Source organism: Vibrio sp. 1167 (genome assembly GCF_033340375.1).
Classification (GTDB): Bacteria; Pseudomonadota; Gammaproteobacteria; order Enterobacterales; family Vibrionaceae; genus Vibrio; species Vibrio alginolyticus.
The window spans coordinates 22,872-47,299 of record NZ_JAWOWK010000017.1 but is presented as its reverse complement, the minus strand read 5'-3'; the positions used below and the strand labels follow the sequence as shown (position 1 = coordinate 47,299).

General features: G+C 45.6%; 22 protein-coding genes. 12 read left to right on the top strand and 10 right to left on the bottom strand.

Features of this window, described 5'->3' with window-relative positions; genetic code table 11:
• Positions 1-75: 75 nt before the first annotated feature.
• Both R7Z78_RS22080 and efp read right to left on the bottom strand, forming a co-directional pair.
• Positions 76-1,479, bottom strand: coding sequence for an SPFH domain-containing protein (locus R7Z78_RS22080; RefSeq protein ID WP_005386397.1), 1,404 nt, complete (start codon positions 1,477-1,479; stop codon positions 76-78).
• Between the two features lie 267 nt (positions 1,480-1,746).
• A complete protein-coding gene (gene efp, locus R7Z78_RS22075) occupies positions 1,747-2,313 on the bottom strand; it encodes an elongation factor P (protein ID WP_005381500.1) in 567 nt (188 codons plus the stop codon).
• 32 nt (positions 2,314-2,345) lie between these two features.
• On the opposite strand from efp, the gene epmB reads away from it, so the two are divergent.
• Both epmB and R7Z78_RS22065 read left to right on the top strand, forming a co-directional pair.
• Positions 2,346-3,368, top strand: coding sequence for an EF-P beta-lysylation protein EpmB (gene epmB / locus R7Z78_RS22070; RefSeq protein WP_104975661.1), 1,023 nt, complete (start codon positions 2,346-2,348; stop codon positions 3,366-3,368).
• A 95-nt stretch (positions 3,369-3,463) separates the two neighbouring features.
• Entirely contained in the window at positions 3,464-3,961 is a 498-nt protein-coding gene (locus R7Z78_RS22065) for an MgtC/SapB family protein (protein ID WP_005381504.1), read from the top strand.
• Between the two features lie 100 nt (positions 3,962-4,061).
• On the opposite strand, the gene R7Z78_RS22060 is transcribed toward R7Z78_RS22065, so the two are convergent.
• The 3 genes from R7Z78_RS22060 to R7Z78_RS22050 form a co-directional block, all read right to left on the bottom strand.
• Positions 4,062-4,625 (bottom strand): VC2662 family protein, encoded by a 564-nt coding sequence (locus tag R7Z78_RS22060; RefSeq protein WP_005381507.1) that lies wholly within the window; start codon positions 4,623-4,625, stop codon positions 4,062-4,064.
• A gap of 314 nt (positions 4,626-4,939) precedes the next feature.
• Positions 4,940-6,586 carry a chaperonin GroEL gene (gene groL, locus R7Z78_RS22055; protein WP_104975662.1) on the bottom strand — a complete coding sequence of 549 codons (1,647 nt, stop codon included), beginning with the start codon at positions 6,584-6,586 and terminating at the stop codon, positions 4,940-4,942.
• Positions 6,587-6,663: 77 nt separating this feature from the next.
• Positions 6,664-6,954 (bottom strand): co-chaperone GroES, encoded by a 291-nt coding sequence (locus tag R7Z78_RS22050; RefSeq protein ID WP_005381516.1) that lies wholly within the window; start codon positions 6,952-6,954, stop codon positions 6,664-6,666.
• Between the two features lie 240 nt (positions 6,955-7,194).
• Here R7Z78_RS22050 and R7Z78_RS22045 point away from each other — a divergent pair, with 240 nt between their 5' ends.
• On the top strand, positions 7,195-8,577 hold the full coding sequence (locus R7Z78_RS22045; RefSeq protein WP_053303027.1) for an MATE family efflux transporter: 1,383 nt from the start codon (positions 7,195-7,197) through the stop codon (positions 8,575-8,577).
• Between the two features lie 90 nt (positions 8,578-8,667).
• On the opposite strand, the gene pfkA is transcribed toward R7Z78_RS22045, so the two are convergent.
• The 3 genes from pfkA to R7Z78_RS22030 all read right to left on the bottom strand — a co-directional run bounded on the left by pfkA (position 8,668) and on the right by R7Z78_RS22030 (position 11,446).
• A complete protein-coding gene (gene pfkA / locus R7Z78_RS22040; RefSeq protein ID WP_005381521.1) occupies positions 8,668-9,630 on the bottom strand; it encodes a 6-phosphofructokinase in 963 nt (320 codons plus the stop codon).
• A 283-nt stretch (positions 9,631-9,913) separates the two neighbouring features.
• On the bottom strand, positions 9,914-10,822 hold the full coding sequence (gene fieF / locus R7Z78_RS22035) for a CDF family cation-efflux transporter FieF (protein WP_025768809.1): 909 nt from the start codon (positions 10,820-10,822) through the stop codon (positions 9,914-9,916).
• 111 nt (positions 10,823-10,933) lie between these two features.
• On the bottom strand, positions 10,934-11,446 hold the full coding sequence (locus R7Z78_RS22030; RefSeq protein ID WP_005386388.1) for a CpxP family protein: 513 nt from the start codon (positions 11,444-11,446) through the stop codon (positions 10,934-10,936).
• Between the two features lie 190 nt (positions 11,447-11,636).
• On the opposite strand from R7Z78_RS22030, the gene R7Z78_RS22025 reads away from it, so the two are divergent.
• The 4 genes from R7Z78_RS22025 to trmL all read left to right on the top strand — a co-directional run bounded on the left by R7Z78_RS22025 (position 11,637) and on the right by trmL (position 15,119).
• A complete protein-coding gene (locus tag R7Z78_RS22025; protein ID WP_005382384.1) occupies positions 11,637-12,326 on the top strand; it encodes a response regulator in 690 nt (229 codons plus the stop codon).
• Complete coding sequence (cpxA, locus tag R7Z78_RS22020) at positions 12,326-13,720, top strand: envelope stress sensor histidine kinase CpxA (RefSeq protein ID WP_054579327.1); 1,395 nt, start codon at positions 12,326-12,328, stop codon at positions 13,718-13,720. Before R7Z78_RS22025 ends, cpxA begins: the two co-directional genes overlap by 1 nt.
• Before the next feature lie 174 nt (positions 13,721-13,894).
• Complete coding sequence (locus R7Z78_RS22015) at positions 13,895-14,503, top strand: superoxide dismutase (RefSeq protein WP_005382382.1); 609 nt, start codon at positions 13,895-13,897, stop codon at positions 14,501-14,503.
• Positions 14,504-14,639: 136 nt separating this feature from the next.
• Positions 14,640-15,119, top strand: coding sequence for a tRNA (uridine(34)/cytosine(34)/5-carboxymethylaminomethyluridine(34)-2'-O)-methyltransferase TrmL (gene trmL, locus R7Z78_RS22010; RefSeq protein ID WP_005382381.1), 480 nt, complete (start codon positions 14,640-14,642; stop codon positions 15,117-15,119).
• A 70-nt stretch (positions 15,120-15,189) separates the two neighbouring features.
• On the opposite strand, the gene R7Z78_RS22005 is transcribed toward trmL, so the two are convergent.
• On the bottom strand, positions 15,190-15,708 hold the full coding sequence (locus tag R7Z78_RS22005; protein ID WP_005386383.1) for an FxsA family protein: 519 nt from the start codon (positions 15,706-15,708) through the stop codon (positions 15,190-15,192).
• Between the two features lie 430 nt (positions 15,709-16,138).
• Here R7Z78_RS22005 and aspA point away from each other — a divergent pair, with 430 nt between their 5' ends.
• From aspA to R7Z78_RS21985, 4 genes are all read left to right on the top strand, one after another.
• Positions 16,139-17,590: an aspartate ammonia-lyase gene (gene aspA / locus R7Z78_RS22000; protein ID WP_005382379.1), complete on the top strand. Its 1,452-nt coding sequence runs from the start codon at positions 16,139-16,141 to the stop codon at positions 17,588-17,590.
• 176 nt (positions 17,591-17,766) lie between these two features.
• Positions 17,767-19,074 (top strand): anaerobic C4-dicarboxylate transporter, encoded by a 1,308-nt coding sequence (locus R7Z78_RS21995; protein ID WP_005382378.1) that lies wholly within the window; start codon positions 17,767-17,769, stop codon positions 19,072-19,074.
• 161 nt (positions 19,075-19,235) lie between these two features.
• Positions 19,236-21,068: a protein-disulfide reductase DsbD gene (locus R7Z78_RS21990; RefSeq protein ID WP_062730812.1), complete on the top strand. Its 1,833-nt coding sequence runs from the start codon at positions 19,236-19,238 to the stop codon at positions 21,066-21,068.
• Between the two features lie 193 nt (positions 21,069-21,261).
• Positions 21,262-21,891: a response regulator gene (locus tag R7Z78_RS21985; RefSeq protein ID WP_005382375.1), complete on the top strand. Its 630-nt coding sequence runs from the start codon at positions 21,262-21,264 to the stop codon at positions 21,889-21,891.
• Here the strand turns inward: R7Z78_RS21985 and R7Z78_RS21980 are convergent.
• Positions 21,888-23,639 (bottom strand): potassium/proton antiporter, encoded by a 1,752-nt coding sequence (locus R7Z78_RS21980; RefSeq protein WP_005382374.1) that lies wholly within the window; start codon positions 23,637-23,639, stop codon positions 21,888-21,890. The two genes, R7Z78_RS21985 and R7Z78_RS21980, sit on opposite strands and share 4 nt — an antisense overlap.
• 520 nt (positions 23,640-24,159) lie before the next feature.
• On the opposite strand from R7Z78_RS21980, the gene R7Z78_RS21975 reads away from it, so the two are divergent.
• Entirely contained in the window at positions 24,160-24,423 is a 264-nt protein-coding gene (locus R7Z78_RS21975; protein WP_005382373.1) for a DUF4212 domain-containing protein, read from the top strand.
• Positions 24,424-24,428 lie beyond the last annotated feature (5 nt).

Below are 24,428 nucleotides of genomic sequence, written 5' to 3'. Positions count from 1 at the left end.
CTAAATGCCAGCTTTTTTATTGCTTTGGGTTACCTATGATCTTTTTGCTTTTTAAGCTTTTGACCACCCATGATCTTATTGCTGTGCGACCTTCTTTGTCTGGTCCATAAGACCCAGAGCACCAAAGCCAGTAATCACATCTAGGTTTGTTTTCAAGCCCGTTTCGTCACTTCCACCAATGTAATTTTGTGGCATCTGAACTTGGAAGTTTTGCAAATTGTTGTACAGCGAGTTCGCTACGTCTCGATTCAATTCTGCCAAGTAAACTTCACGGTTTGCTCCTAACGCCGCATACTTACCTTTAAGGACTTCAGATTCTGCGCGACCTTTCGCTAATATCGCTTTCGCTTCAAACTCAGCAGAAAGTGCGTTCGCTTTTTGAATCGCTAAGTTAGCCTCTGCGATAGCTAGCTCTTTCTCCTTCTCGACTTCAGCAAGTCGTTTGGTTTTTTCCACTTCAACGATTTCACGCTCTGCAATCTGACGTGCAACTTCCACTTCTTTTTGCTGAGCAATAATTGCGAGTTCTTTACCACGCTGAGCGTCTTGCACCTCACGTGTTCGTTGAATCTCTTTGCGTAACTGCTCGGTCTCTGCCTGTGCTTTCGACGTTTCTTGTTCCTGAATCGCGCGAATACGATCCGCCACTAGACGCTTTTTATCTGCCAATAACTGATCTAATTGCTTTTCTGGCTGCGGGTCACCAATGGTCACCTGCGTCACTTGAATACCGTATTGTTGTAACGGATTGTCTTGACGAATTGGTTGCCCGGTTTTGTCTACGACTGGCACAGTTTTCCATACCAGTTGATTGGTGCGCTGTAATTGGTTCGGATTGGCTTGATTCGCCCCAACAGGCGCAAGATCCAACTCTTCCACTTCAACCTGACGTCGCTCTGTCAGATAAATCCCCTCTCGTAACTGATCGCCAAGTTTCGATTTGAACTGGTTCAAACCACCTTGGAAAAACTCTTCACCCGTGTATTGGGTCGCGGTAATCACCGTTACGTTACGTGCGTTCTTTACAAGCAGCGCATCGATCAAGTTACTGTTATTGCGGAACTCTTTGTGCATCTTCTTCACCGCTTCAGGATCATTACTGAGCTTAAAGCGGAATGTTACGGGGATCTGACCAATATAGGTGTCGGCAAATCGAACCTGAATCGCATCAAGGCGTTGATAAAAATCTTCGCCCTTGCTGTTACCGAATGACACGGTGATCACTTGGTCATACTTGGTGATTTTGGACAGAAATGGCATACGAAAATGAATGCCAGGTTCAGTAAACACATCCAACTCACCAGTAATATTATTCTGATGCACGTAGCTGTAACCCGCATCGGTCATCAGCACCGAGCTATTAATCGTTAAGCCTATTGCCAACAGCGGTACGCCAAATACGGCTGCTTTTAATCCTTTATGTAGTAACTGACGTCTTTCTTCCACCTTTAAACCCCTTCCTAAACCTCTGCTTTCCATTTTGTTCTCCTTTTTTGGATTGTTACTGAGTTAAATCGATAAAAATCAGATTGCTATGCAACTCAGCAACAAGTACTAATGTATCAAAATGTTACATTAAGGAATAATCGACAGATTCATGGAATAAATAAGATTTTTACGAATAATACAAAATCATCAAAAATTTGCGGAGGATATCGATGTTTTACGCAGAGGGATTAAAAGAGAAGAATCACAGGCAATAAAAAAGGCCGCCGAAGCGACCTTTCTAACAATCATATAAAGTGCTTACTTCACACGACCTACGTATTCAGCAGTACGAGTATCTACGCGAATCACTTCACCAATTGAGATGAACAGAGGAACACGAACAACAGCGCCAGTTGATAGCGTCGCTGGTTTACCGCCAGTACCTTGAGTATCACCTTTCAGGCCTGGATCTGTGTCTACAACTTCTAGCTCAACGAAGTTTGGTGGAGTAACAGTAATTGGGTTACCGTTCCAAAGAGTGATCATACAAGTGTTGTTTTCTACCAACCACTTAGCGTTTTCACCTACCGCTTTTGCATCCGCTGCGATCTGTTCAAACGTTTCACTGTTCATAAAGTGGTAGAATTCGCCGTCTGAATATAGATAATCTAGGTCGATATCCATTACGTCTGCCACTTCACAAGTGTCACCAGACTTGAATGTTTTCTCTAGCACTTTACCAGAAAGAAGTTTACGAATTTTAACACGGTTGAACGCTTGGCCTTTACCTGGTTTAACGTATTCGTTTTCCAGAATTACACAAGGCTCGTTATCAAGCATTAACTTAAGACCGCCTTTAAATTCATTGGTGCTAACTGTAGCCATTTTTTCCTCTTACATTCTTAGAGCTAAATTCAATGCCGCACATAATAACCCGAAAAGTCGAATCTGTTGAGCAAAACTGGCTCAAACAGTTGGCGAATGGGATCTCTGATCCTGCAAAATTGCTCGAAATACTGGAAATTGATCCTTCACCGTGGCAAGACGGGTTTGCCGCGCGCAAGCTGTTTGCACAGCGTGTACCGCAAAGTTTTGTCGATAGGATGGAGAAAGGCAACCCTAAAGACCCTCTTTTACGTCAGGTTTTACCACTGAGCGACGAATTTGAGGTGCATCCGGGTTACTCCAATGATCCATTGGAAGAGCAGGACAATGAAGTCCCTGGCCTGCTACACAAGTATCGCAACCGCGCCCTGATGATTGTCAAAGGTGGCTGCGCGGTAAATTGCCGTTACTGTTTTCGTCGTCACTTCCCTTATCAAGAGAACAAAAGCGGGAAACAAGCCTGGACCAAGTGCTTAGAGTACATGGCACAACAACCAGAGTTGAACGAAATCATCTTCTCAGGTGGTGATCCATTAATGGCAAAAGACGATGAGATTCATTGGCTTTTAGAGCACATTGCTCATATTCCTCACATCAAACGTCTGCGTATTCATAGCCGTTTACCTGTGGTGATTCCTGCTCGAGTCACTGATGAACTATGCCAACTGCTGCAAGCATCAAGGTTACAAATCATCCTCGTCACTCACATCAACCATGCTAACGAAATCAATGACGAATTTGCTGAGCAGATGTTCAAGCTCAAAAGAGCGGGTGTTACGCTTCTAAACCAAGGCGTTCTGCTGAAAGGCGTGAATGATTCGGTAGAAGCTCAAGTGGCATTAAGTGAGGCCTTATTTGACGCGGGTATCTTGCCTTATTACCTCCACGTTCTTGATAAGGTGCAAGGCGCAGCGCACTACTTTATTTCGGACGAAGAAGCGAGAGCTATTATGCGCGGACTCATCACGCGTGTATCGGGTTATCTGGTGCCAAAACTCACACGAGAAATTGGTGGCAGGCCAAGTAAAACGCCGTTGGATTTGCATTTAGAATAAGCTCTGACGCTCAATTAAATTTGTCGTCTAGATTGATTATTTTTGTTCGCTTTGCACGGTAAGTCTATGCATACTCCGCACTTTTGGAGGTCAAGATGCATACAGCATTCGAACAAATTTTCGATCTTGGCCCATTCAGTTGGCCTGCCCTACTATGCTGCGCCATTAATGGGCTCATGATCGGTATAGAGCGCCAAACTCGTGGTAAACCGGTTGGCATTCGCACAGCAATATTAATTATTTCAGGCACCTACCTGTTTATGTCGATGGCAGTGTCGTTATCGCCAAATACACTTGATCAAGCACGAGTGCTTGGTCAGATCATTACTGGCGTCGGCTTCTTAGGCGCTGGCGTTATGATGACACTTGATGGAAAAATCCATGGCGTAACATCCGCGGCTGTAATATGGGTACTAGCAGGTTTAGGTTTGATGATAGGTTTGGGTTATTTAACGCAGTCGGTGGTTATTACTCTCCTGACATTAACCGTGTTGTTAGGTGTGGATAAAGCAGAAAACCACATCAAAGCATTACGCCGCGGTGTTCATCAAAGAATTCAACAACGCAAAACTTCATCACGATTAATTAAATAGTTAACGCTCCGAGAAACTCGCTTCATCCCATCTGTAATTAAAAAGCCCTCGACGAACATCGAGGGCTTTCTGTATATAAAGATTCTGACTTTCTCAGGGATTACTTAGCAAAGTTGATGAGTGGGAAACACTTGAAGAAACCGTTATCCGCACAGTTCAAAAGACCAATTTGCACGCCATCGATTTGATCGGTCATGTTGAAGAAACCAAACTGGAAATTAGACTTCTTAGAGATACTCGCTAAGCCCACATCCGCCATGGTGTAGCCTTCAGAATAGTTCACCGCGCTCCAGTTCAAGCCTTTTACGTTGTTCGTAATGTTAACAGCACCCAAGTTAACACCCGTCGTCTGACCTTGGTTCCAGTTAACTAAGCCTAAAGACGCGCCTTTCATTTCTTGATTTACTTTTGCTGCGCCAAAAAACAGACCGAAGTTCACACCTGTCGTACGATCCGTTTCTGACATACCAAGCAGTGAAAAGTCGACACCTTTAACCTCATTTACCTGCCCATGCAGCACAGCTAAACGAACGCCACCAACTGAAGAATTAGAAGGTGCGTTTGTGTTATCGATAGTAGAGAACATCACAGGTGTACTGTCGGCAAAAGCAACAGGTGATGCGATAGCGGCTGCAACCGCCAATGACGTCATAAGCTTTTTCATTTTCATCTCCATGATGGGAAGCAACAATTTACAACATAGTGTAATGTTCAGATTTTGCTCTGTCCCCGTTCAAAAAGTGTTAGCAATAGGTCAGATTTAACCATCTGACTCAAAAGAAAAAATATTTCTCTTCGATTTTTTGCTTCTGAAATGGCGCTTTTTACGCTCAAAAATCTCATGATAAGCCACTCCAGAACGTCATGTTTCTCGGGTGACACGCATAAAAAAGTCGAGGCATCTGCCTCGACTTTTAAAGGTTTGGTCGGTTATCTTTCCGCTATAAGGGCTTCCATAGAGCGATGAGATAAGCTAGCTTACATCATGCCGCCCATACCGCCCATGCCACCCATGCCGCCCATGTCAGGCATCGCTGGCGCGTCTTTTTGCGGTAGGTCAGTAACCATCGCTTCAGTTGTGATCATCAGACCTGCAACCGATGCTGCGAATTGTAGTGCAGAACGAGTAACTTTAGTTGGATCTAGGATACCCATTTCTAGCATGTCGCCGTATTCTCCTGTTGCCGCGTTGTAGCCGTAGCTACCTTCACCCGCTTTCACGTTGTTCGCAACAACTGAGTCTTCCTCACCTGCGTTCTTCGTGATTTGACGGATTGGCGCTTCCATTGCACGTAGTGCAACGCGAATACCAACGTTTTGTTCTTCGTTGTCACCCTTTAGGTGAGCAATCTTAGATGCCGCGCGGATAAGTGCAACACCACCACCAGCAACAACACCTTCTTCAACCGCTGCGCGAGTTGCGGCTAGCGCATCTTCTACACGATCTTTCTTCTCTTTCATTTCAACTTCAGTCGCTGCACCGACTTTGATTACTGCAACACCGCCAGCCAGTTTAGCTACGCGCTCTTGTAGTTTCTCTTTGTCGTAGTCTGAAGTTGCGTCTTCGATTTGTTGACGAATCTGAGTAACACGGCCAGAGATCATCTCTTCTTCACCGATACCATCGATGATAGTCGTGTTTTCTTTCGTGATAGAAACACGCTTCGCTTGACCTAGATCTTCTAGTGCAACTTTTTCTAGCTCTAGACCGATCTCTTCAGAAATCACAGTACCGCCAGTTAGGATAGCGATGTCTTGTAGCATTGCTTTACGGCGGTCACCGAAGCCAGGTGCTTTCACAGCTGCAACTTTTACGATGCCACGCATGTTGTTCACAACCAATGTTGCTAGCGCTTCGCCTTCTACATCTTCTGCAATGATAAGCAATGGACGAGATGCTTTCGCGACAGCTTCTAGCGTTGGAAGAAGCTCACGAATGTTTGAGATCTTCTTATCAACAAGAAGAATGAATGGGTTTTCTAGATCAACACTGCCTGATTCTTGGTTGTTGATGAAGTAAGGAGACAGGTAACCGCGGTCGAACTGCATACCTTCTACTACGTCTAACTCGTCTTGTAGCGCCTGACCTTCTTCAACCGTGATAACGCCATCACGACCCACACGCTCCATTGCTTCTGCAATGATATTACCTACGCTTGCGTCTGAGTTTGCAGAGATAGTACCAACCTGCGCGATCGCTTTTGTGTCGTTACATTCAACAGAAAGCTCTTTTAGTTGCTCAACTGCCGCGGCAACAGCTTTGTCGATACCACGCTTAAGATCCATTGGGTTCATGCCCGCTGCGACTGCTTTTAGACCTTCGTTAACGATAGATTGCGCTAGTACCGTTGCTGTTGTTGTACCGTCACCCGCTGCGTCGTTTGCTTTAGACGCAACTTCTTTAACCATTTGTGCGCCCATGTTCTGGAATTTATCTTCCAGCTCGATTTCACGCGCTACTGATACACCATCTTTAGTGATAGTTGGTGCACCAAAAGATTTGTCTAGAACGACATTACGTCCTTTAGGACCCAGTGTTACTTTTACTGCGTCAGCCAGAACGTTTACACCTTCCAGCATTTTAACTCGTGCGTCATTACCAAATTTAACGTCTTTAGCAGCCATCTTTGATTTCCTTTCTAAAATTCTTTGTGTGTAATTTCGTAATTGAATCTGAGCAAAAAATTACTCAATGATTGCTATTATTCAACGATCGCCATGATGTCGTTTTCAGACATGACAAGCACTTCTTTACCGTCGATTTTTTCAGTTTTTGTACCGTAACCTTCAGCGAAGATAACGGTATCACCGACTTTAACGTCTAGTGGCAGTACGGTGCCGTTTTCTAGGATGCGGCCTTTACCCACAGCTAGAACAACACCGCGAGTCGATTTTTCTGCAGCAGAACCAGTCAGAACGATGCCACCAGCAGACTTAGATTCAACTTCTTTACGTTCAACGATAACTCGGTCATGTAATGGACGAATGTTCATCGGTCGTCTCTCCTGAAAATTTCCATGTTTATTTGATAATTGTCCTTAGGGACTGTAGCCCCAGACACGTGATCCCTATATAAGGGGTCGAAGCAGCGATCCCAAGGGGGTGGCACAAAATTTTTGTGACTTAGTTAAAATAACGAACAACTAGGCAACGGTTTGCGTTAGAAATGCTCACTCGCTCGGCATCTCGCTTTCTTGTATCCTTGCAGTTTGCTCACCAGATAGTTGTCACACATGCAGGAAAATAACAAGCTGGAACCCCAAGCGACCGATAAGCATGGTTTGTTGACCGCACCCATTCCTGAAACGCTGCGGAAAATGACCGTCCCCATGACTATGGGCATGATCGCAATTTTGATGTTTAACTTGGTGGACACGTTTTTTATCTCGTTGCTTGGCACTCAAGCGCTAGCGGCTATCAGCTATACCTTCCCTGTCACCTTTGCGGTTAACTGCATTACGATGGGGATTGGGATGGGACTATCGACCAATATTGGTCGCTTGCTTGGGCAAGGTCATGCACCACAAGCTGCTCGGTTCACCACCCACGGTTTGTTGTTAGCCGTGTTACTTGTGGCTATCGCGTCTTCTATTGGCTTTACCACCATTGCGCCATTGTTTCGTTTTCTTGGTGCGTCTGATGATCTCATCCCTCTTATTGAGCAATATATGCAGGTCTGGTATCTCACCATTCCTCTGCTAGTGATCCCAATGGCGGGCAACAGTGCTATCCGAGCTACTGGCGACACAAAAACACCAGCAAAAGTCATGATGTTGGCTGGTTTGATTAATGGCATGCTCGATCCATTGTTGATTTTCGGTTATGGCCCTTTTCCGGAACTTGGCATTCAAGGCGCAGCCATAGCAAGTGCCTTTAGCTGGTTAGGTGCTTTATGTGGCTCATTCTATGTGCTAGTTAAAAGGGAAAAATTGCTTGCTCAACCCCAATGGGCTTTGCTGAAACAAGACTGGCAACAGACACTAAGAATTGGTACCCCTGCTGCGCTATCAAACGCGATGAATCCGTTGTCCGGTGCCATTCTGATGATGCTGTTATCCAACCATGGTACAGCGGCGGTTGCTGCTTACGGCGCAGCGCAGCGTATTGAGTCTATATTGATTTTAGTATTGATGTCGCTGACCTCTGCCCTCACACCGTTTATGGCACAAAATTTAGGAGCCAAACAACCGCAACGAGCCTTTTCCGGTTTATTTATTAGCATGCGTTTTGCAGTGGTATTCCAAGGGTTTATCTTCTTGATGATGGTGCCACTGAGCATTCCTCTGGCTGCGCTGTTTTCTCAGGAAGATGCGGTGAAAAACCTGCTTTGGCATTATTTACTGGTGGTGCCATTTAGTTATGGCTTCCAAGGCATCGTAATGATGTTAGTCAGTGGTTTGAATGCGATGCACAAGCCATTGCGTGCATTCCAGTGGAGCTTTATGCGGCTGTTCATTTTTACCTTGCCATCGGCGTGGATCGGGAGCCAAATCTACAGTATTGAAGGCTTGTTTATCGGTATCGCGGTTGGGAATACGTTGGGTGGGCTACTGGGCTACTTGTTTGCGCTGCGCGAGCGAAAATTAACGCTCATAGAGCAGAGCAGCGTGTCTTAACACTCGTCTATCGCTAGTTTCTTTTTGTTGATTCTCAAATACAAAAAAACCGCGGAAAGCCGCGGTTTTGTTTATCTATTTCAAACTTGCTTAGAACAACTCTTCAGCAACTTTGTATAGATCGTTGCGTACTGGACGCTTCATGTTCTCGATTGCATCGATGATATCGTGGTGAACAAGTTGCTCTTTCACGATACCTACACAACGACCACCATGACCTTCGATCAATAGGTGAACAGCGTAGTTACCCATACGAGATGCTAGTACGCGGTCAAATGCAGTTGGACGACCACCACGTTGGATGTGACCAAGTACTGTTGCACGAGTTTCACGACCTGTCGCGGCTTCGATGTCACGTGCTAGTTCATTAGCATCCATCATTAGCTCAGTAAGCGCGATGATCGCGTGTTTCTTACCTTTAGCGATACCATCTTGGATGTTGCTGATCAGCTTGTCTTTGTCTAGACCAGTTTCCGGAGTGATGATGTATTCACAACCGCCCGCAATTGCAGACATCAGAGTCAAATCACCACAGTGACGGCCCATGATTTCTACAATTGAAATGCGTTGGTGAGATGAAGAAGTATCACGTAAACGGTCGATTGCATCGATAACGGTGTTTAGTGCACTTAGGTAGCCCACAGTGTAATCCGTACCTGCGATATCGTTGTCGATTGTGCCCGGAAGACCGATACATGGGTAACCCATTTCAGTCAGTTTCTTCGCACCCATGTACGAACCATCACCACCGATTACCACTAGTGCATCGATACCATGTTTTTTCAGGTTCTCAATCGCTTTTTCACGAACTTCCACTTGTTTAAATTCAGGGAAACGTGCAGAACCTAGGAACGTACCACCTTTGTTGATCACATCTGAAACGCTAGAACGATCTAGCTTCTCGATGCGGCCTTCGTATAGGCCTAGGTAGCCGTCGTACACACCGAATACTTCCAATCCTTCGGATAGTGCTGTACGTACTACGCCGCGTATCGCAGCGTTCATACCAGGTGCGTCACCGCCACTTGTTAAAACACCGATCTTCTTAATCATGCTCACCCTCGATCTTTGGCAATCAATTATTTAATTTTCTTTTAGGCCCCTTGTTACCAAGCAACCTGCATAATCCAGAACTGTGCGTTATGTTACATTTCCTCTACAGGATTACCAATGAAAACGCACTTTTTTATGTAACTTTTCTACTTATGTAAGAGTATTACAGTTTCTCTATAAAACTTTGTTGATTCATATCAGGATCACGAATCTTAATAAGTATTGATGGAAAGATAGTCAATAAGTACCTGTTTGTCGTCGGGCACTGATGGATTTTTCAAGCCTACCAATCTTGCGCTTTCTGCTCTTTCTCTGGTCCGAAAACGACAGACAATGGATCTTGATGGATCAATACGTCCGCATCAGGAAAAAGAGCCAATAAATTATCTTCCACTTTATCAGCGATGTAATGCGCCTCAATTAATCGTAAGTTATCGTCTAGCTCTAAATGCAACTGTATAAAGCGCGTCGGTCCGGACATTCGCGTGCGTAACTGATGCACGCCCAATACCCCTTTTACGCTCAAACAAGCTTGGTTAATTTGCTCAAGCTCTTCATCGGGCAACTTTCTATCAAGTAAGGTTTGAATCGCTTCGCTTACCATTTTGAAAGCGCTATAAAGAATGAAGACACCAATACCAATCGCAAACACAGCATCCGCTTGAGTCACTCCAAAATAACTGAGCCCCAGAGCAACCATGATCGCAGCATTCATATACAAGTCAGTCTGATAATGCAGAGAATCCGCCGCTATTGCTTGGCTCCCCGTCACGCGAACCACATGTTTTTGGAACATCACCAAGCCAAGTGTGACCACAATCGCAAACAGCGATACATACACACCTAACTCCGGTGCGTGTAAAGCATGTGGGCGGAAAAATCGGTCAATCCCGTTAAGAATCAAAAATACTGCCGAGCCCGAAATAAACATTGCTTGGGCTAGGGCCGCTAAGGACTCAGCTTTACCATGTCCAAACGTATGTTCGCGGTCTGCCGGTTGTAAGGCGTAACGAACCACCACAAGATTCACAACCGAAGCCGCGATATCTAACATGGAGTCAATCAATGACGCCAATAAGCTCACTGAGCCGGTTACCCACCACGTGATGACTTTTACTATCAGAAGAAGCGTCGCCACAATGGTTGCAGTCCAAGCGGCGGTCGTAACTAAACGTGCGTATTGCTGTTTCATAATCAAAGAGTTAACTAAAACCATACGTTGAGTATATTGAATGACCATGAAATAACCAGATCAAAAAGAGGCAACCAATGGCTGCCTCTTTATATAACATCAATTCATGACTTAATTATTGCGCGACTTTTCCATGCGCTTGTGCATTCTGTCGCCACACTCTTGCATACGTTCATTTTGTAGCTCAACAAATTTCGCTTTCTGCTCAGGTGTTAATACGCTAAGCATTTGGTGCTTTCTTTCTAGCATTTGCACGCGACGTTCCGTTTGGCGCTCAACCATCTCTTTTGCTAATTCGCTAGCTTGAGCTTCATCAAAGTTATCCGCCAGCAAAAGCGATTGTACTTTTGCGTGATGCGCTTGACGCTCAGCCATACGTGCTTCTTTGCCATCAGCGAATTTTGCTTTCATTTCTGCTTTGTTTGCTTCACGCATTTCTTTTAGCTGATCTTTTTGTGCATCAGTCAGGTCTAGTTGACGCATGACACCTCGGTCCATACCCATGCCGCATTCGTCACGAGGACCTTTATGATGGTTTTTACCACCGTAAGCGAATGCGCTTGCGGCGCCAAGAGTAAGAGGTAGAACAACAGCAGCTAACACAAGTTTTTTTGCAGACTTCATAATACGATTCCTTACACAGGTGAGTGGTTCTTCTGAGCTGTTCTCACAGCGCTTGAGTATAGAATACGACCCGCTAGGTAAAGCGACGTATAGGGAGCGTAAAGAATCGTAAAGAGTGATTTTTCTCCTCTTCGTTGCGCATCATTCCAATGTAATATTAGGCTATCGGTAACTTACTATAGGTGCCCCCATGGCAAACATTCTTTTAATCGATGACGATATCGAGCTAACCAGCTTATTAAAAGAAGTACTCAGTTTCGAAGGGTTTGACGTCAGCGAAGCAAATGACGGTGAAGCCGGCTTAGCCGCGATCAATGATAAGATTGATTTGATTTTGTTGGATGTCATGATGCCAAAACTCAATGGCATGGAAACGCTGAAACGCTTACGTGAAAATTGGGAAACTCCCGTCTTGATGCTGACCGCTAAAGGGGAAGAAATTGATCGCGTGATCGGCTTGGAACTGGGCGCGGATGATTATTTACCAAAACCTTTTAGTGACCGAGAGCTGTTGGCGCGTATCCGTGCGATTTTACGCCGCACTAGCAGCACACAAAAAAATACCAAAAACAGCGATTGCATTGAGTATCAAGAAATCCGCCTCTATCCCGGTAAGCAAGAAGCGTATTGTGAGCAACAGCTACTCGACCTCACGGCAACCGAGTTTGCGCTACTCACCCACTTCGTACAAAACCCAGGACAAGTGCTGACCAAAGAGACACTGAGTTTAGATGTGCTTGGTAAACGACTCGCTGCTTTTGATCGCGCTATCGATATGCATGTCTCGAACTTACGTAAAAAATTACCAGATCAAAGCAATGGCAAGCCGCGAATTAAAACCCTGCGTGGTCGTGGCTACATGCTGCTTGAGGAGGATTAATGCACCTATCACGCATCAAACTGCCAAACATCAATAGCCTGTATGGACGCATCTTTGCCATTTTTTGGTTCACCATGTTATTAGTATTGATAGCCGTGCTATCACTGCCACATTTGGACCCACGCAAAGCTCGCGATATTCCAGAAGAACACTACAAACGTATGGTAGAAACGCGTGACTCAATCCAACAAAAATACAGCCAGCAAACTGATTTAGGCCGCATACTTTTTCGTATCGAGGGCAACCGCCACGGCAAGCACGACCCTCGCCCACGAGTCTTTTTTTCTGACTACAGCGGTAATGTTCTTACGACAGAAAAACGCAGCAATTTTCAATTGCGTGCCATGCAAAACTTTGTCACCAGTATCGAAGATTACAATAATCCAAAGCAGAAGCTGTATGGTCGATACATGATTGCGGGCCCAATTCCTATCACTTTGGCAGGTTCCGATATCTTGATGTACGTGGGCTTCAAGTGGAATGAGCCACCACCTCTACTCCTGCGTCTGTTTGATCACCCATTCCAGCTCTTGCTTGCGGTCATGCTGGTTAGTACACCATTGCTGTTATGGCTTGCTTGGGCTTTGAGTCAGCCTGCACGTCGTCTTGAAGCAGCTGCTCAACGTGTGGCGAAAGGTGAATTTGTCACAGACCCAAATTTAGAAAAAGGTACGGCGGAATTTCGTCAAGCAGGCAGCAGCTTCAACCAGATGGTCGAAGCGGTTAATCAAATGATTTCAGGACAACAACGTTTGCTATCCGATATCTCTCACGAGCTGCGCTCACCTTTAACTCGTCTGCGCATGGCAAGCGCATTAGCGACGCGTAAACAAGGCGAAAGCCCAGAACTGACTCGTATCGATACCGAAGCGCAGCGCTTGGAACAGATGATCAGTGAACTATTAGAGCTTTCTCGCATGCAGGCGAACAGTCATATGACTCGCGAAACACAGCCACTAGAAAGTTTATGGGAAGAAATCATTAAAGATGCGCAGTTTGAAGCAGAGCAAATGGGCAAACAGCTACACTATTCAGAATTACCTAAGCGCAATATTTCCGGTAACCCTAAACTGCTGATGAGTGCGGTGGAAAATATCGTTCGTAACGCCATTTACTACGGAAAAGATGAGGTACAAATCGACATCAAAGCCGATGACGATACGCTTCGTATCACGGTTGACGATAATGGAGAAGGTGTACCAGAAGAGGAACTGGCCGCGATTTTTCGCCCGTTCTATCGCGTTTCCACGGCACGCGATCGCCACTCTGGCGGCACAGGTCTCGGCCTAACCATTACCGAAAGTGCCATTCGCCAGCACAGTGGCACGATCGCAGCCAGCCGAAGTCCTTTAGGCGGATTGCGTATGAGTATCACCTTACCGATCAATTGTTAGTCTCAATTTGATGAACTAACAATAATTCGCACCATATTTCTAGAGTGAGTGATTCACAGCCCCACCCTCACTTTAGAAATTGGTGAGGCTTCTTAGAATACCCTTACAAAGATCAAAGTTGATAATAATTATCGTTAGCATTAAAGTGAATTTTCCAATTAAGGAGGATTTACTATGTCACATACATTTCCCGCTCTGCCTTACCCGTACGATTCACTAGAGCCGTACATCGACGCGAAAACCATGGAAGTGCATTACAGCAAACACCACAAGACGTACTTTGATAAGTTTGTAAATGCCGTTGAAGGGAGCGAGCTCGAAACTCAGTCATTAGACGAGATCTTTGACAATATCTCTAAGCTCAGTCCAGCAGTACGTAATAATGGTGGCGGCTATTACAACCACATCATTTATTGGAATTGCATGTCACCAAACGGTGGCGGAGAGCCTCAAGGCGCGCTTGCTCAAGCAATTAACGATAAATTTGGTAGCTTTGCGCAATTTAAAGAGGCGTTTGCCCAAGCTGCCATCAATACTTTTGGGTCTGGCTTTGCATGGCTGATCGTAAAAGATGGTGAGATTCACATTACGTCCACCAGTAATCAAGACAACCCTCTGATGGACGTAGTGGATGTGCGCGGTGAACCAATCCTCGCATTAGACGTGTGGGAGCACGCGTATTACATCAGCTACCAAAACCGTCGCCCAGAATATATTGATGCGTGGTGGAACGTCGTCAACTGGCGAGCAGTTGAAGAAAACTATGCTCACGCTCTCTTATAAAGAGCATCGCTACTTACGGTATTAACATCCGCGCTAATGCCTGCTTTCATACCCAGGTCAATTTTGCTGAATCTCGCATCTCTCGGTGACTTGGGTATATACTGCCCTTCTCTTTGACCAACTCTATTTCAATACCATGTTTGATATCGCTTTATACGAACCAGAAATCGCGCCGAACACCGGCAACATCATTCGACTATGCGCCAACTGCGGTGCAAACCTTCACTTAATTGAACCTCTGGGTTTCGATCTTGAAGAGAAAAAAGTCCGCCGTGCTGGTTTGGATTACCATGATTTAGCTCGCGTAACACGCCATAAAAACTATCAAGCGTTCTTAGAGTATTTAGAGAAAGAGAAGCAAGGTAACTATCGATTGTTTGCCTGCACCACCAAAACCACAGGTCACCACGTTGATGCACAATACCAAGCGGGTGATGTTTTGATGTTTGGTCCAGAAACTCGTGGCTTGCCTGCTGAAATCATCGATAGCTTGCCAATGGAGCAGCGTATTCGCATTCCAATGATGCCAGATGCGCGCAGCCTAAACCTTTCGAATGCCGTTGCGATCATTGCTTTTGAAGCATGGCGTCAAATGGGCTTTGAAGGCGCATTGTAAGCAGCACGAATTCCAAATACAGAAAAGGGCGCTTGATGCGCCCTTTTGTTTTCTTTACTGTCTAACTCAATCAGTTGAGCTTGTTGCGATCATCATCGTCTTTACGCTCGTATTCCCCTTCGAAGGTCTTGCCATTATCTGACTGGGAATCAAATGGGTCACGACGGAACGGGTCTTGCTCAAATGGCCCCTGGTTAGAGAAACCACCTTGGAAGCCACCGCCATGCATGGTTTTCACCACCATTTTGCTCATCAAGTATTTAGCTATCGCGGCACGTGGCGCAGGAAGCAACACCAACATACCAAGGGCATCGGTCATAAAGCCCGGGGTTAACAGTAGCACGCCAGCCACCGCTAGCATTACGCCTTCAAAAATTTGCTGGGCTGGAATTTCACCTTGTTCAAGACGCCCCTGTACTGACATCAGTGTTTGTATACCTTGGCTACGAACCAACGATGCACCAACAAATGCCGTGATTAAGACTAGTGCAATGGTCGGCCATAAACCTAAAAAGCCGCCCACCTGAATAAATAAGCCGATTTCAATGATCGGAACAAAAATAAACGCTAATAATAAGATAGGAAACACACGCCCTCCTTTGTTTAATTCAGTGTAATGGTAAAAGCAGACTAAGCTCAAACGAATCGTTGTAAAAAAGCGTGTTCATACTGGTCTCCTTCTCTTTTAGACAAAGTAGCGGGAGCGCGTTCATTCAATTGCATACCGATTTTTTCGTGCTTTTAAAGTGCTAATTTCGAACTCTAAAAACTCATGTTTGTCGAGGAAAATCGAGTACCCATAAAGGGTTATTAATAACCCGTTCATACTTTGCAAATTATTGACTCATGAAAAACGAAAAAGGTGATCTAGTTACTATTTTTATGCGCTAGGTGCAGTATCATGTGCCACATAAGTCAGGACGGATTTTCCAGCCAAAAATTCTGATGAATGGATTCTAGATTGCAGAAATGGCTAATAAATAACTTTATTATCAGAATTATCATCTAAGGATCCTGCTATGGCTACCCTATCTGATGCTCCAAAAACAGCAAACCCAGCCACTCGTATTGAAGAAGATCTATTAGGTCAACGTCATGTCCCTGCAGATGCGTACTACGGTATTCATACGCTACGTGCGATCGAGAACTTCAACATCTCCAATATGACCATCTCTGACGTACCAGAATTTGTACGCGGCATGGTAATGACCAAAAAAGCAGCAGCGTTAGCAAACAAAGAACTTGGCGCTATTCCAAAAGACGTTGCAAACTACATCATCGAAGCGTGTGATTTGATCCTAGAAACTGGCAAGTGTATGGATCAGTTCCCATCAGACGTATTCCAAGGCGGTGCAGGCACTTCAGTTAACATGAACACGAACGAAGTGATCGCAAACGTTGCGCTTGAGTTGATGGGTAAAGAGAAAGGCCAATACGAATTTGTTAACCCAAATGACCATGTAAACAAGAGCCAATCAACCAACTGTGCGTACCCAACAGGTTTCCGTATTGCGGTATACAACAGCGTACATAAGCTAATGGAAGCAATTGAGTACCTAAAAGGCGCATTCGAACTTAAAGCCGTTGAGTTTAAAGATGTACTGAAAATGGGCCGTACTCAGCTTCAAGACGCAGTACCAATGACAGTAGGTCAAGAGTTCCATGCGTGGGCGGTAACACTAAACGAAGAGATTCGTGCTCTAGATTACACATCTAAACTCCTCCTAGAAATCAACCTAGGCGCAACCGCAATCGGTACTGGTCTAAATACACCAACTGGCTACCAAGCACTTGCAGTAAAACACCTAGCGGAAGTAACAGGCCTTGACGTTGTTGCAGCAGAAGACCTTATCGAAGCAACGTCTGACTGTGGTGCATACGTAATGACTCACGGCGCGCTAAAACGCCTAGCAGTGAAACTATCGAAGATCTGTAACGACCTTCGTCTACTTTCTTCTGGTCCTCGTGCGGGTCTAAATGAATTGAACCTACCTGAAATGCAAGCAGGCTCTTCAATCATGCCAGCTAAAGTAAACCCAGTTATCCCAGAAGTAGTAAACCAAGTTTGCTTCAAAGTTCTCGGTAACGACAACACGGTTTCTTTCGCAGCAGAAGGCGGTCAGCTACAGCTAAATGTAATGGAACCAGTTATCGCACAAAGTGTGTTTGAGTCTATCTCTCTACTACACAACGCGTGTGTGAACCTACGTGATAAATGTATCGACGGCATCACTGTGAACAAAGAAGTTTGCGAAAACTACGTTTACAACTCTATCGGTATCGTCACTTACCTAAACCCATACATCGGCCACCACGAAGGTGACATCGTAGGTAAGATTTGTGCGGAAACTGGTAAAAGTGTTCGTGAAGTCGTGCTAGAGCGCGGTCTGCTTACAGCAGAGGAGCTTGATGAAATCTTGTCAGTAGAAAACTTCATGCATCCTACTTACAAAGCAAAACGTTACGAGTAATAACGAATCCGAAGGGGGCCACTCAGGCCCCTTTTTTAGGCTCTCATACGGTTAACCACATTTTTTATATGCTTTTATTGCCGCTAAACCACTAGGTTCTCATTCTCTGAGCATTTACTCCTGTTCCTGAGTGTTCAAAAAATCAGAATCAAATAAAAAACTAAAGAGGTATCAATATGGTCATGGTCGAACTCTTCGTGGTTCTGCTCTTCATCTATTTGGGGGCAAGAATCGGTGGTATCGGCATTGGTTTTGCCGGTGGTGCAGGGGTCATTGCGTTGTCTTTGATCTTGGGCGTACCAACAAGCCAAGCTTACATTCCCGTTGACGTAATTTTGATCATCATGTCTGTAATCACCGCTATCGCAGCAATGCAAGTAGCTGGTGGTTTAGACTGGATGGTGCAAGTTGCTGAAAACTTTTTGCGCAAGCATCCTGAGCGCATCACCTTTTATGCGCCTATCGTAACTTACCTAATGACATTAATGGCGGGTACTGGCCACACGGCATTCTCTACTTTGCCAGTGATTGCAGAAGTAGCGAAAGGCCAAGGCGTGCGCCCTTCTCGTCCACTGTCTATCGCGGTCGTAGCATCGCAAATCGCTATCACCGCATCACCAATCTCAGCGGCTGTTGTAGCGTTCGCGGCAATGCTGCACCCATTTGGCGTTGACTACCTAACACTACTAGCAATCTGTATCCCAACGACGTTCATCGCGTGCATGATCGGTGCGTTCGTGGCGAACTTCATGGGCTGTGAGCTAAAAGACGATGCTGAATACCAAGAGCGTCTAGAAAAAGGCTTAATCAAGCTAAATACAGAAGCAAAACGCGAAATCCTACCAACAGCGAAGAAAGCGACATTCATCTTCCTAGGCGCAATCGCATTTGTCGTGTGTTACGCAGCAGCAATTTCTGGCTCTGTTGGCCTTATCGAGAACCCTGCTCTAGGCCGTAACGAAGCTATCATGACGGTAATGCTAGCAGCTGCGGCAGCTATCGTAATGAGCTGTAAAATCGATGCTGGCAAAATCCCAGCAGCAGCAACATTCCGCTCTGGTATGACAGCGTGTGTGTGTGTTCTTGGTGTGGCATGGCTAGGTTCTACGTTCGTTAACGCGCACGTTGACGGCATCAAAGAAGTTGCGGGTGCGCTACTAGCAGACTACCCATGGATGCTAGCACTTGTTCTATTCTTCGCTTCAATGCTGCTTTACTCTCAAGGTGCAACCACGGTTGCGCTAATGCCAGCAGCACTTGCTATCGGTGTGGCACCACTTACCGCAGTTGCATCTTTCGCAGCAGTAAGTGCGCTATTCGTACTGCCAACTTACCCAACGCTACTTGCCGCGGTTGAGATGGACGACACGGGTTCAACTCGTATCGGTAAGTACGTATTCAACCACCCATTCTTTGTACCTGGTGTGGTAACCATCGCTTCTGCGGTAGCACTTGGCTTCGCATTCGGTGGTCTACTGATCTAGTAGAAACAGAGTCTTACTCGGGGAGCTTCGGCTCCCTTTTTTATTGCCTGTTGTCTTGATTTATGCTCAATAAATCTTCATTTTCATGAAACTTATTGACTCGCCTCCGGGTCTGATTGAGTTACACTAACGGCAATTATCTAAGATGAATTGACTCTTTTATGCGCGCATTACTTTCCGTTTTACTCTTAGGGCTCATTACCTTTTCCACTCCGTCTTTAGCTTTATTTGGCAAAGACCAGTTTAACAGTAGCCAGAACAACAGTTTTGGTAGCAGCAGCGACAGCTTTGTTCCAGTTGATCAGGCGTTTCCATTTAACTTCTACCAGCAAGATGACAAATTGATGCTCGATTGGCAGGTACGTGACGGGTACTACCTATATCAAGAGCGCTTGTCTGTAGCTGGTGAGAAAGTATCGCTAGGCGAACTGCAAATGGAAGACGGCACACCGCATAAAGATGAATTCTTTGGTGACGTGCATATCTATACTCAACCTCTCTTCGTTAATGTACCAATGCATGATTGGCAAGACGGTGCGCGCGTGGTGGTGCAATACCAAGGTTGTGCGAAAGCAGGCTTCTGTTACCCGCCAGAAACTCGCGTGATTCCTATCAACGCGTTTACTTCGTCGAACTCAGATTCAACAACGGCGACAACTGCATCAAAAGCAGAACAGGCACCAACAGCAACGCCACCAGCGGCGCAATCATCTACGTCTGGTGACACACCATCAGCGCCAGTAACACAGCAAGATAGCCTTGCAGCCAACCTTGCTGATAACTGGTGGACACCACTTCTGTTCTTGGCGCTTGGTGTGGGCTTGGCGTTTACACCTTGTGTGCTGCCGATGTACCCAATTCTGACCAGCATAGTGCTTGGCAGTGGCAAACTAAGCCAACGCCGCGCGCTAGGCTTGTCATTCGTCTACGTGCAAGGCATGGCGCTGACTTACACCCTACTCGGCCTTGTGGTGGCATCTGCAGGTATGCAGTTCCAAGCGGCAATGCAACACCCTTATGTGCTGATTGGTTTGAGCGTACTGTTCATCGCACTCGCTTTGTCTATGTTTGGTCTGTACTCATTGCAGCTACCAAGCAGCGTTCAAACGTGGTTAAACAACCTCAGCAACAAACAGCAAGGCGGCAGCAGTGCTGGCGTGTTTGCAATGGGGGCAATATCTGGCTTGGTGTGCTCACCATGTACCACGGCACCTCTATCTGGTGCGCTACTTTACGTGGCACAAAGCGGCGATTTGCTTACCGGTGGTATCGCGTTATACGCGCTGGCGATGGGCATGGGTATTCCGCTGATTCTTGTTGCGGTCTTCGGCAACAAACTGCTACCAAAAGCAGGTGGTTGGATGGACCGAGTGAAAACACTCTTCGGCTTTATTCTGCTTGCCGCACCTATCTTCTTACTAGAACGTATCATGCCAGAAATGTGGTCAACGATTCTGTGGTCAGCACTGGGTATTGCTGCTTTTGGTTGGCTATACCACATCAAAAACAGTCTAGAGTTTGGTGGCTGGAAACAAAGTGCCGTGGGCATAATCGCCGTCTTAGGTTTGCTAGCCTCAGCACAACCTATCTTAAATTACTGGTTTGGCAACAGCACAACACAAACTCAGCAAGCCACTGTTAGCTTTACTCGCATTGCTAACGTGGCGGAGCTTGAAGAACAACTGGCACTTGCGAAAGCGGCAGGTAAACCCGTCATGCTCGATTTCTACGCCGATTGGTGTGTAGCATGTAAAGAGTTTGAAAAGTACACCTTCCATGACCCAAGCGTCGAAGCCAAACTGCAAGACTTCGTTCTTCTGCAAGCGGACGTGACCAAAAACCAAGTGCAAGACATCGAACTACTGAAGCACATGAGTGTGCTTGGTTTACCAACAATTGAGTTTTGGGATGCCAGTGGTGAACACGTTTCAAACGCTCGTTTGACGGGCTTTATGCAAGCCGAGCCTTTCTTAGAGCATATCAAGCAGTTCTGATAACCAGATATTCAAACGCCAGTGATGTCCACTGGCGTTTTTATTGCTCAGATTTGAATAAGAACATTGCGTTTATATGCAATTTTCCTAATAAAAGTCGATTTGGTTCAGACTTTTAGCGAATAAATATTGTCCACTCTCTCAAAGCTGGACAATAATAAATTTAACGAAATAGTCAAAAGTGTTTAACGTCATGGATTCGACCTACACCATCATTATTGCAGATGATCACCCACTCTTCCGGAATGCCTTGTTTCAATCTATCCACATGGCTATTAGTGGTGCAAATTTGCTGGAAGCGGACTCACTCGACGCACTTCTGGCTTTGTTGGAGCGAGAGGAAGAGCCAGATTTAGTGCTATTGGATCTCAAAATGCCAGGAGCAAATGGTATGTCTGGCTTGATTCATTTGCGAGCAGAGCATCCAGATTTACCTATCGTCGTCGTTTCAGCGAGTGAAGAGCCGGCGATCGTGACGCAGGTGAAAAGCCATGGTGCATTTGGTTTTATTCCCAAGTCCAGCGACATGCGCGAATTAGTGAACGCGCTCAATCAAGTGCTGAATGGCGACCCATACTTCCCTGAAGGGTTGATCACCAATAACGCGGCATGTAATGACTTAGCGGAAAAGATTGCTGCGCTAACACCGCAGCAATATAAAGTGTTGGGAATGTTGTCCGATGGCTTGCTGAACAAGCAAATCGCTTACGAATTGAATGTTTCAGAAGCCACCATAAAAGCGCACATGACAGCGATTTTCCGTAAGCTCGGTGTAAAGAACCGCACGCAAGCCGTGATTATGCTGACGGAAATGAGCGACTAGATTGACGTCTTATCGTCAGACTTACTTTTTTCGTTTGGCAATCGGATACCGACTTTAGTGACCTGCTGATCAACAACATCAGCGACGATCCAATGCAAACCTTGCCACTCGAAATGGTCTCCCAATACTGGCGTGCTACCTAATTGCTCTTCGACAAGGTTTCTCAAACTTTTATCCAGCGGTTCATCCCCCAGATTCAAACCATACATCACGGCAATATCGGCAAGCTTCACTTCAATATCGAGGAAGAAGTCACCGAAGAATCGCGCTAGCGACGCTTTCTCTGGGGCTTCACTAAACAGTAAGCTCAGTGCATCTAAATCCTTTTCTTGTGCTAATACACACAAGGTATCATCTTCCTCAAGACGCGTACTGCCGGATGGGTGCAATAGCTCTTTACTGCGAAATACAGCGGCGATACGCGTTCCTTCCGGCATCGAAAGACTACGTAATGGCTCACCAATGCACCATTTATCTGCTTTAAGTCTATAGATAAACAGCTCCCACTCACTGGTCGGGTAAATCTCTACACCCGTACGCGAAATTGGCTCAGGCTTAGAAGGTAGCTCGACCTTTGCAAGAGACATCGCCTTAGTCAACGTGCCCCCTTGTACTATCAAAGACACCATTACTACAAAGAATGCCAAATTGAAGTACAGTTGAGCATCTGGCAACCCTGCCATCATTGGAAATACCGCGAGGATGATAGGTACAGCGCCACGCAATCCTACCCAAGAGACAAACCACTTTTCACGTGGCGTGAAACTCTTGAATGGCAGTAAACCAATCCAAACTGAGATTGGTCGGGCAAACAAAATCATCCCGAAGGCAAGCGCAAGACCTGGCAACGCAATAGAGAGTAAATTAGATGGTGTAACCAACAAGCCAAGCACCAAGAACATACCAATTTGAGCTAGCCACGTCATACCATCTAAAACATGAAGAATAGAGTGGCGGCTGCGTGTTGGACGGTTACCTAATAAAAGACCAACGAGGTAAATCGACAAAATACCACTGCCACCCAAAGTGTTAGATAAAGCAAAAATAAGCAAGCCACCACTGACCGTTAAAATAGAATACAGCCCATCTGGTAATTGATTGCGATTGATAACTTTCCATAAGATCCAGCCACCAGCGAAGCCAAGTAACGCGCCGATACCAAACTGCTTAAGAAAACTGAACGCCAAAAAGCCCGCACTTAAGTCAGCGCCAGGGTTCGCTAAAATAGCAATCAGAGTTACGGTCAGAAACACCGCCATTGGGTCATTGGTGCCGGATTCAATTTCCAGCGTTGAACCAACACGTTCGTTCAGGCTACGACCTTTGAGTAGAGAGAAGACCGCGGCAGCATCGGTGGAACCAACAATCGCACCAACCAATATGCCTTGCAATAAATCTAAGTCGAATAACCACGTTGCCATCAGCCCGGTCAAAATGGTGGTGATCGCAACGCCAAATGTCGCCAAAGAGACCGAGGGCCATAACGCAACCCTAAAGCTGGCGACCCGCGTTCTCATCCCACCATCAAGCAAAATGATGGCTAATGCGAGGTTACTAACCAAATAAGCGATCGAAAAGTTATCGAATAAGATGCCGCCTAAGCCGTCTTCCCCCGCCAGCATTCCAACGGCTAAAAATACCAAAAGAATTGGGATTCCCAACTTAGAAGACACTGGGCTTAAAAGAACGCTAAGTGCGATTAACAACGCACCTATTAGAAAAAAACTGTTAATGGTGTCTGCGTCCATTCTCACCCTCCCTTAATGAAAAACGATAATAATTGTGATGAGCAAGGCTACTTCGTTAATGAGGTAATGCCCTAATCTGCCTCCCCTTTACACCGTCTCAAAATGCGAGGTTGTACGAGAATGACTCAGTTATATTACTTTATTGTGCGTTAAAACGGTGATTTGATGCGAAAACTTTATGTAAATAAATTACTTGAGAGCTTTCTTATCTACGCCTTCTCTCTTTAAGAGCCACAAGATCACCACCAATATTTACACAGCATCTCCAAGTTCAATGAAGAAAAGATTAATGGCCCGTCTTAATCATGCTTGTTTATCCAATCAACCTTTAGACCTTTGGCTAACTTAACAGTTTATTAACATAACATTTTACCCCTTTGTTCGCTGCAAAAGCCCATAGCATGGGGATTCTTCATTTTTAACACCCCGACTAAAGTTGAAAAGAGTTATTGCCAACACCTTGCTAATGTACATATTGAAACATTTCATTAACAACAATACCAATCGTAAGGAGACGGCAATGGCATTTGAAAGCGAAGAAAGAGCCAAAGCCTATTGGGACAAAAACGTGAAGCTCATGATCGGCCTAATGGTCATCTGGTTCGTCGTGTCTTTCGGCTGCGGCATTTTATTTGTCGACGTACTAAATCAATTTCAACTAGGCGGCTACAAACTCGGTTTCTGGTTTGCTCAACAAGGCTCCATCTATGCCTTCCTAGGAATTATTTTCTATTACGCATGGAAGATGCGCCAAATTGACCGTGAATTCGGCGTGGACGAATAAGGAGT